The organism is Burkholderia sp. GW821-FHT14F03 (assembly GCF_058803765.1).
The window spans coordinates 91,374-99,480 of record NZ_JBXAPG010000028.1 but is presented as its reverse complement, the minus strand read 5'-3'; the positions used below and the strand labels follow the sequence as shown (position 1 = coordinate 99,480).

Sequence of the window (8,107 nt, the reverse complement as noted above, 5' to 3'; positions counted from 1 at the left end):
CGAAGCCCGGCAGCCGCGCAACCGCGTCGAGGCCGGCCAATTCCTTCATCACGAACAGCATGTCCTTGACGGGGGCGTGATAGCTCATGGTGCTCCTCTCCTGTCGCCTGTGCTTGTCAATGAAAAAGGGGCGCTTGCCGCGCCCCTTCGGTTCGATGCCTGAACGGCGTGAGTGCGCGGCGCGCCGCGCCCGGGCTCAGCCCAGCTCGCCGACCAACTCCGGCACCAGCGTGAACAGATCGCCCACGAGGCCGTAGTCGGCCACGCTGAAGATCGGCGCTTCCGGATCCTTGTTGATCGCCACGATCACCTTCGAATCCTTCATGCCGGCCAGATGCTGGATCGCACCCGAGATGCCGACCGCGATGTACAGCTGCGGCGCGACGATCTTGCCCGTCTGGCCCACCTGATAATCGTTCGGCACATAGCCCGCGTCGACCGCCGCGCGCGAGGCGCCCAGCGCGGCCGACAGCTTGTCCGCCAGCGGCTCCAGCACCTTCGTGTAATTCTCGCCGCTGCCGAGGCCCCGGCCGCCCGACACGATGATGTTCGCGCTCGTCAGCTCCGGACGGTCCAGCTTGGTCACTTCACGGCTCACGAACTGCGCGAGGCCCGCATCGGCCGCCGCCTCGATCTTCTCCACCGACGCGCGGCCGCCTTCCGCCGCCACCGGGTCGAAGCCCGTCGCGCGCACCGTGATCACCTTGATCGGGTCGCTCGACTGCACCGTCGCGATCGCATTGCCCGCGTAGATCGGCCGCTCGAACGTGTCCGCCGAATCCACCGCGGTGATGTCCGAGATCTGCGCGACATCGAGCTTCGCCGCGATCCGCGGCGCGATGTTCTTGCCGTAGGCCGTCGCCGGCGCGAGGATATGCGAGTAGTCCTTCGCGACATTCAGCACCGTCGCCTCGACGTTCTCCGCGAGGCCCGCTTCGAGCTGCGGCGCGTCGGCCAGCAGCACCTTGCTCACGCCCGCGATCTTCGCTGCCGCGTCCGCCGCGCCCTGCGCGTTGTGGCCCGCCACCAGCACGTGAATGTCGCCGCCGATCTTCGCCGCCGCCGCCACCGTGTTCAACGTGGCCGCCTTGATCGACGCGTTGTCGTGTTCCGCAATTACCAGAATCGTCATTTGTGTCCGCTCCCCTTACAGCACCTTGGCTTCGGTCTTCAGCTTCTCGACCAGCGTCTTCACGTCCGCCACCTTCACGCCGGCCGCGCGCTTCGGCGGCTCCACCACTTTCAGCGTCTTCAGGCGCGGCGCGACGTCCACGCCCAGGTCCGCCGGCTTCACCGTTTCCAGCGGCTTCTTCTTCGCCTTCATGATGTTCGGCAGCGTCACGTAGCGCGGCTCGTTCAGGCGCAGGTCCGTCGTCACCACGGCCGGCAGCGTCAGCGACAGCGTTTCCGCGCCGCCGTCCACTTCGCGCGCGACCGTCGCCTTACCGTCGGCCACCGTCACCTTCGAGGCGAAGGTCGCCTGCGGCAGGTTCGCCAGCGCCGCCAGCATCTGGCCCGTCTGGTTCGAATCGTCGTCGATCGCCTGCTTGCCGAGGATCACCAGTTGCGGCTGTTCCTTGTCGACCAGCGCCTTCAGGATCTTCGCCACGCCGAGCGGCTGCACTTCATCAGCCGACTCCACGAGGATCGCGCGGTCCGCGCCGATCGCCAGCGCCGTGCGCAGCGTCTCCTGCGCCTGCGACACGCCCACCGACACGGCGATCACTTCCGTCGCCACGCCCGCTTCCTTCAGGCGCACGGCTTCTTCAACCGCGATCTCGTCGAACGGGTTCATCGACATCTTCACGTTCGCAATGTCGACGCCCGTGCCGTCCGACTTCACCCGGACCTTCACGTTGTAATCGACCACTCTCTTCACTGGCACCAGGATTTTCATGCACACGCTCCAAAGTTACGAATACGACCAGCGGCCATTCTATAGCGAGGCCCGCCTGAGCGGCGCCACGTGTCCGCCCGTCTGCAGTTTTCGAGGATAGCGCTCCTCAGCGGCGCGCCGGCAATAGCGAACGATCGTTCTATTTTAAAAGAGAAAAAACCCGGACGCAAAGCCCGGGCTCTCGACCCTCGCCTCTAATCGCCCGCGCGCGGCCCTTACCAGGCCGCGATCACCGCGCCGCCGAAGCGGCTCTCGATGTAGTGCTTCACCTCCGGCGAATGGTAGGCCGCCACCAGTTTCCCGACCCAGGGCTTGCCGCGATCCGCCGCGCGGATCGCGATGATGTTCGCGTACGGGCCGTTCGGGCCCTCGATCGCGATCGCATCCTGTTTCGGCTTCAGGCCGGCTTCCATCGCATAGTTGGTATTGATCGCGGCGGCGTCGACGTCGCCGAGCGAACGCGGAATCTGCGCCGCATCCAGCTCGATGATCTTGAGTTTGCGCGGATTGTCGACGATGTCGAAGCGGGTCGCCTTCAGACCAACGTCCGCGCGCAGCTTCAGCACGCCCTGCTTCTGCAGCAGCAACAGGGCGCGGCCGCCGTTGGTCGGATCGTTCGGGATCGCGATGCGCGCGCCCGGCGGCAGCTCGGCCAGCGATTTCACGCGCTTCGAATAAAGGCCCATCGGAAACGTCACGGTCTCCGCCACCTTGACGAGCGGATAGCCGCGATCCTTCACCTGCGCATCGAGATACGGCGCGTGCTGGTAGCTGTTCGCATCGAGGTCGCCCGCGGCAAGCGCGGCGTTCGGCTGCACGTAGTCGGAGAACTCGACGATCTTGATGTCGAGCCCCTGCTTCGCCGCCACCTGCTTGACCACTTCCATCACCTGCGCATGCGGGCCGCCCGTCACGCCGACCCGGATGGTCTGCGCGTCGACCGCGCCCGCGAAACACGCGACGACGCCGAGCGCGGCCGCCAATCTCAAGACAAAGCGTCGTTGCATGTCCGGTTCCTGGTTCCTGACAAAGGGATCAGCGGTGACTGAGGCGTCGCACCAGCCAGTCGCCGAACGACTGCACGATCTGCACGAACACGATCAGGATCGCGACGACCGTCCACATCACTTCGGGCAGATAGCGCTGATAGCCGTAACGGATGCCGAGATCGCCGAGACCGCCGCCGCCGATCGCGCCCGCCATCGCCGAATAGCCGACGAGCGACACGAACGTGATGGTCAGTCCCGCGACGATGCCGGGCAGCGATTCCGGCAGCAGCACCTTGAAGACGATCTGGCCGGTGGTCGCGCCCATCGACTGCGCGGCCTCGATCAGGCCGCGATCGACCTCGCGCAGCGCGGTCTCGACGAGACGCGCGACGAACGGCGCCGCCGCGAGCGTCAGCGGCACGACCGCCGCGGCCGTGCCGATCGACGACCCGGTGACGAGCCGCGTGAACGGAATCACCGCGACCAGCAGGATGATGAACGGCGTCGAGCGCACCGCATTGACGAGGCCGCCCAGCACGCGATTGACCGCGAGGTTCTGCAGCACGCCCTGGCGATCGGTCAGGTACAGCAGCACGCCGAGCGGCAGGCCGACGAGCGCGCCCACCGCCCCGGAGATGCCGACCATGATCAGCGTCTCCCAGAACGACTGCACGAACATATCGAACATTTCACTCAACATACGAAAGCTCCTCGACCACCACGCCCTGCTCGCGCAGATACGCGAGCGCCTGCCCCACCTTGCCCGGCTCGCCGCCCGCGAGCACCGCGAGCGACCCGAACGCCTGCCCCTGGATCTCGTCGATCTGGCCGTGCAGGATGTTGAAGTCCAGCTCGTAGCGGCGGATCGTCTCCGACAGGATCGGCTGGTCGACGCCCGAGCCGATGAACGCCAGGCGCAGCAGGTGACCGGCGCCCGTCTTCATGCGCTCGGCGACGCGCGCCTTGAGCGCCGGTGGCAGTTCCTGCGCGATCACGTCGCCGATCAGCGCGCGCGTCACTTCGTGATGCGGCTGCAGGAACACGTCGAGCACGCGGCCCGTCTCGACCACGCGGCCGGCATCGAGCACCGCGACGCGGTCGCAGACCTGCTTGATCACTTCCATCTGGTGCGTGATGAGGACGATCGTCAGCCCCAGCTCGCGATTGATCCGCTGGAGCAGTTCGAGGATCGCGCGCGTGGTTTCCGGATCGAGCGCGGAAGTCGCCTCGTCCGACAGCAGCACTTTCGGCTTGCTCGCGAGCGCGCGCGCGATGCCGACGCGCTGCTTCTGGCCGCCGCTGATCTGGGCCGGATAGCGGTCCTTCTGCGCGGACAGCCCCACGAGTTCGAGCAGCGGCAGCACCGTCGCCTCGATCTCCGCGCGCTTCACGCCGGCCAGCTCGAGCGGCAGCGCGACGTTGTCGAACACGGTGCGCGACGACAGCAGGTTGAAGTGCTGGAAGATCATGCCGATGTCGCGGCGCGCGGCGCGCAGCGCGCTCGCGGACAGCTGCGTCAGGTCGCGGCCGTCGACCACCACGTTGCCCTCCGACGGCCGGGTCAGCAGATTGAGGGTGCGCACGAGCGTACTCTTGCCCGCGCCGCTGCGGCCAATGATGCCGAACACCTCGCCTTGCGGGATCGTCAGGTTGACGTTGTGCAGCGCTTCGATCCAGCCTTGCGGGCCGGCGAACCGCTGTGAAAGATTGCGAATTTCGATCATGAGCGAAACAAAACGACGGTAGCGGACAAAGCCGAGCTTCCCTGCTTCGCCTGCCGGCCGCCGTATCTTGGAATAGCGGCGGATTTTACCGCAATCCCCTCATGAATCTTAATAATCGATTCCGAGCGTTTCATAACCAGGCGAAATTAGAGGACACCGCATAGTCGCCGCACGCTGCCGCGACTATGATCGTGCGACACGACCACGCCCCATTCGAACCGGAGACGCCCGCCATGAACGACACGCTGTCCGCCCGGGACGCCGCGCCCGCCGCCACGCCGCAGGGACCGATCCACGACCGGCTGCGCACCGCGGACGGCCTGGAGCTGACGTCGTCGCGCTGGCCGGTCGCGGCGCCCGCCCGGCCGCGTGCGACGATCGCGCTCGTGCACGGCCTCGCCGAGCACGCCGGCCGCTATCAGGCGCTCGCGGAGCGATTGAACGCGGCCGGGATCGAGCTGGTTTCGACGGACCTGCGCGGCCACGGCCGCTCGCCGGGCCGGCGCGCGTGGATCGACCATTTCGACCAATACCTGCTCGATGCCGACGCGCTCGTCGCGCGCGCCGCGCGCGACAACACGCCGTTGTTCCTGATGGGGCACAGCATGGGCGGCGCGATCGCCGCGCTGTATGCGATCGAGCGGGCCGCCGGCGGCCCGCCGCTCGCCGGCCTGATCCTGTCGAGCCCCGCGCTCGCGCCGGGGCGCGACGTGCCGCGCTGGATGCTCGCGCTGAGCCGCATCGTGAGCCGTCTATGGCCGGGCTTTCCCGCGCTGAAGATCGATGCCGCGCTGCTGTCGCGCGATCCGGCCGTGGTCGGTGCGAACCGCGCGGATCCGCTCGTGCATCACGACGCGGTGCCGGCGCGCACGGGCGCGGAGATTCTCTCGGCCATGGAGCGCATCGAACGCGGACGCGGCGCGCTGCGCCTGCCGGTGCTCGTCTATCACGGCACCGCGGACAAGCTCACCGAACCCGACGGCAGCCGTGTGTTCGGCACCCAGGTGGGCTCGCCCGACCGCACGCTGACGCTCTACGAGGGCGGCTATCACGAGACCATGGCCGACCTCGAACGCGAACGCGTGATCGGCGCGCTGCTCGACTGGATCGCGGCGCGCACGTGATGCGCGCCGGCGCGCGTCACAGCCCGGCCAGCACGCGCAGGTGCGCCACCACGCTGCGGCCGAGCGCGGAGAGGTTGTAGCCGCCTTCGAGGCAGCTCACGATGCGCCCTTGCGCGTGACGCCGCGCGACGGCGCAGATCTGTTCGGTCAGCCATTCGTAGTCGGCCTCGACGAGCCCCATGTTGCCGATCTCGTCCTCGCGGTGCGCGTCGAAGCCCGCCGACACGAACAGCATCTGCGGCCGGAACGCGTCGAGACGCGGCAGCCACATCATGTCGACCGCCTCGCGCACCGCCATCCCGCCCGTGCGCGCGGGCATCGGCAGGTTCACCATGTTCGGCGCCTGATGCTCGACGCCCGAGAACGGATACAGCGGATGCTGGAAGAAGCTGCACATCAGCACCCGCTCGTCGTTCGCAAACGCGGCCTCGGTGCCGTTGCCGTGGTGCACGTCGAAATCGATGATCGCGACGCGTTCGAGCCCGTGCGCCTCGAGCGCGTGCCGCGCGGCGATCGCCACGTTGTTGAAGAAGCAGAAGCCCATCGCGCGCGCGGGCTCCGCATGATGGCCGGGCGGACGCACGCTGCAGAACGCGTTGTCGTAGCGGCCGTCGAGCACCGCATCGGTCGCCTCGACCGCGGCGCCCGCGGCGCGCAGCGCCGCGCGCCACGTATGCGGATTCATCAGCGTGTCCGGATCGAGTTCCGCGTAGCCCGATGCGGGCGCGCTGCGCTTGATGTAGTCGATGTGCGCCTGCGTGTGGACCCGCGCAAGCGCGGCCTCGCTCGCGAACGGCGCCGTCTCGTGCACGATCAGGTCGTCGATCCGGCCCGCGATCAGCTGATCCCGGATCGCCGACAGCCGCGCCGGACATTCCGGATGCCAGTCGCCCATCTCATGCAGCAGGCAGTCGGGGTGGGTGTAAAAGGCGGTTGCCATATGCATCGGCGCGCGGCACGGGTCGCGCGCGCGCCGTCGTCTCCCTCAATGTGTTCACACAATCGTCTTGCGCGAAGTTCGCCGCTAACTTACCACATGACGGCCGCTTCCCGGGCCGACGGCCGGGGGGCGTCGGTTATACTGCGCCGTACACAATGCCTCGACCGCCCCGGTTCGCCATGACTTTCAAACCGCCTGCCGCATCCGTCTCATCCGCTGTCCTTCGCCGTCTTCCGTTCGCCGTCCTGTCGCTTGCCGCCGCGCTCGGCGTGTCCGCCGCCTGCGCGCAGACGCAGCCGACCGCGCCGCTGACCGTCGCGCAGGCGCAGCCGCAACAGGCTCAACCCGCGCAGGCCGCGCCGCAAGGGCAAACCTTCGAGGAAGAGATCGTTCCGCAGCGCTACGCGAACAACCCGACGATCGACGCCTTCATCAGCGACGTCAGCGCGCGCGACAACTTCGATCCCGCCGCGCTGCGCGCGCTGTTCGCGCGCACCAGCTACTCGGCGACCGCCGTGAAGCTCGTCACGCCGGCCCCGTCGCCGTCGGTGAAGAACTGGCGCGTCTACCAGTCGCGCTTTCTCGACACCGTGCGGATCAACGCGGGCGTGAAATTCTGGCGTGCGAATCAGGCCACGCTGCAGCGCGCATCCGCCGAGTTCGGCGTGCCGCCCGAGGTGATCGTCGGAATCATCGGCGTCGAGACGATCTACGGCCGCTACATGGGTAACTTCCGCACGCTCGATGCGCTCACCACGCTGGCCTTCGATTATCCGAACACGCCGAATCGCGACGCGCGCCAGGCCACCTTCCGCAAGAACCTCGAAGACTTCCTGCTGTGGACGCGCGACAGTCAGATCGAACCGACGAGCGTGCTCGGCTCGTATACGGGCGCCGTCGGCATCCCGCAATTCCTGCCGAGCAGCATCCGCGACTACGCCGTCGACTACGACGGCAACGGCCATATCGATCTGCGCGCGAGCGTGGCCGATGCGATCGGCAGCGTCGCGAACTACCTGAAGCAGCATGGCTGGGAAACCGATCGCCCGGTGATCTGGAACATCTCGCCCGACACCGGCAGCCAGGGCGTGGCGCAAGCCGCCGCCGACGGCCAGCCCGAGCCGCACTGGGCGCTGTCACAGCTGCTGCGCGCGGGGCTCGTGCTCGACGAGCCGTCGCTGAACGTCGCGGCCGAGGCGGGAACGCCGGTCACGGTCGTCGACCTGCCGACGCCGGGCCGCGCGACCGAATACAAGCTCGGCCTGAAGAACTTCTACGTGCTGACCCGCTACAACCGCAGCTTCTTCTACGCGCTCGCGGTGTACCAGCTCGGCGAGCGCGTCAAGGAGCAGATGGCGGCCGGCGGCGCGCTGACGCCCGCCCCCGCGCCGGTTGCGCAGCCCGACCCGCAGTAACGCGCACGCCGCCTTCAC

Annotated in this window: 9 protein-coding genes; 2 read left to right on the top strand and 7 right to left on the bottom strand. The window is 67.9% G+C overall.

Annotated features, from left to right (window positions below; translation table 11 throughout):
* The 6 genes from AC1RQF_RS20025 to AC1RQF_RS20000 all read right to left on the bottom strand — a co-directional run.
* A partial coding sequence (locus AC1RQF_RS20025; protein ID WP_492872793.1) for an acyl-CoA dehydrogenase N-terminal domain-containing protein occupies positions 1 to 88 on the bottom strand: 88 nt, incomplete at its 3' end.
* Positions 89 to 196: 108 nt separating this feature from the next.
* Positions 197 to 1,132 (bottom strand): electron transfer flavoprotein subunit alpha/FixB family protein, encoded by a 936-nt coding sequence (locus AC1RQF_RS20020; RefSeq protein WP_492872792.1) that lies wholly within the window; start codon positions 1,130 to 1,132, stop codon positions 197 to 199.
* Between the two features lie 15 nt (positions 1,133 to 1,147).
* The gene (locus tag AC1RQF_RS20015; RefSeq protein WP_274001891.1) at positions 1,148 to 1,897 is read right to left on the bottom strand and encodes an electron transfer flavoprotein subunit beta/FixA family protein; all 750 of its coding nucleotides are present in this window, start codon (positions 1,895 to 1,897) and stop codon (positions 1,148 to 1,150) included.
* A 215-nt stretch (positions 1,898 to 2,112) separates the two neighbouring features.
* Positions 2,113 to 2,904, bottom strand: coding sequence for a MetQ/NlpA family ABC transporter substrate-binding protein (locus AC1RQF_RS20010; RefSeq protein WP_492872790.1), 792 nt, complete (start codon positions 2,902 to 2,904; stop codon positions 2,113 to 2,115).
* A gap of 28 nt (positions 2,905 to 2,932) precedes the next feature.
* Positions 2,933 to 3,586: a methionine ABC transporter permease gene (locus tag AC1RQF_RS20005; protein WP_274001887.1), complete on the bottom strand. Its 654-nt coding sequence runs from the start codon at positions 3,584 to 3,586 to the stop codon at positions 2,933 to 2,935.
* Positions 3,576 to 4,610 (bottom strand): methionine ABC transporter ATP-binding protein, encoded by a 1,035-nt coding sequence (locus AC1RQF_RS20000; RefSeq protein WP_274001885.1) that lies wholly within the window; start codon positions 4,608 to 4,610, stop codon positions 3,576 to 3,578. Before AC1RQF_RS20000 ends, AC1RQF_RS20005 begins: the two co-directional genes overlap by 11 nt.
* Positions 4,611 to 4,912: 302 nt before the next feature.
* Here AC1RQF_RS20000 and AC1RQF_RS19995 point away from each other — a divergent pair, with 302 nt between their 5' ends.
* Positions 4,913 to 5,734: an alpha/beta hydrolase gene (locus tag AC1RQF_RS19995; RefSeq protein WP_443111589.1), complete on the top strand. Its 822-nt coding sequence runs from the start codon at positions 4,913 to 4,915 to the stop codon at positions 5,732 to 5,734.
* Positions 5,735 to 5,750: 16 nt separating this feature from the next.
* Here the strand turns inward: AC1RQF_RS19995 and AC1RQF_RS19990 are convergent, their stop codons facing one another.
* On the bottom strand, positions 5,751 to 6,674 hold the full coding sequence (locus tag AC1RQF_RS19990; RefSeq protein WP_492872789.1) for a histone deacetylase family protein: 924 nt from the start codon (positions 6,672 to 6,674) through the stop codon (positions 5,751 to 5,753).
* Positions 6,675 to 6,853: 179 nt separating this feature from the next.
* Between AC1RQF_RS19990 and mltB the strand changes: the two genes are divergently transcribed.
* Positions 6,854 to 8,089 (top strand): lytic murein transglycosylase B, encoded by a 1,236-nt coding sequence (gene mltB / locus AC1RQF_RS19985; protein ID WP_492872788.1) that lies wholly within the window; start codon positions 6,854 to 6,856, stop codon positions 8,087 to 8,089.
* Positions 8,090 to 8,107 lie beyond the last annotated feature (18 nt).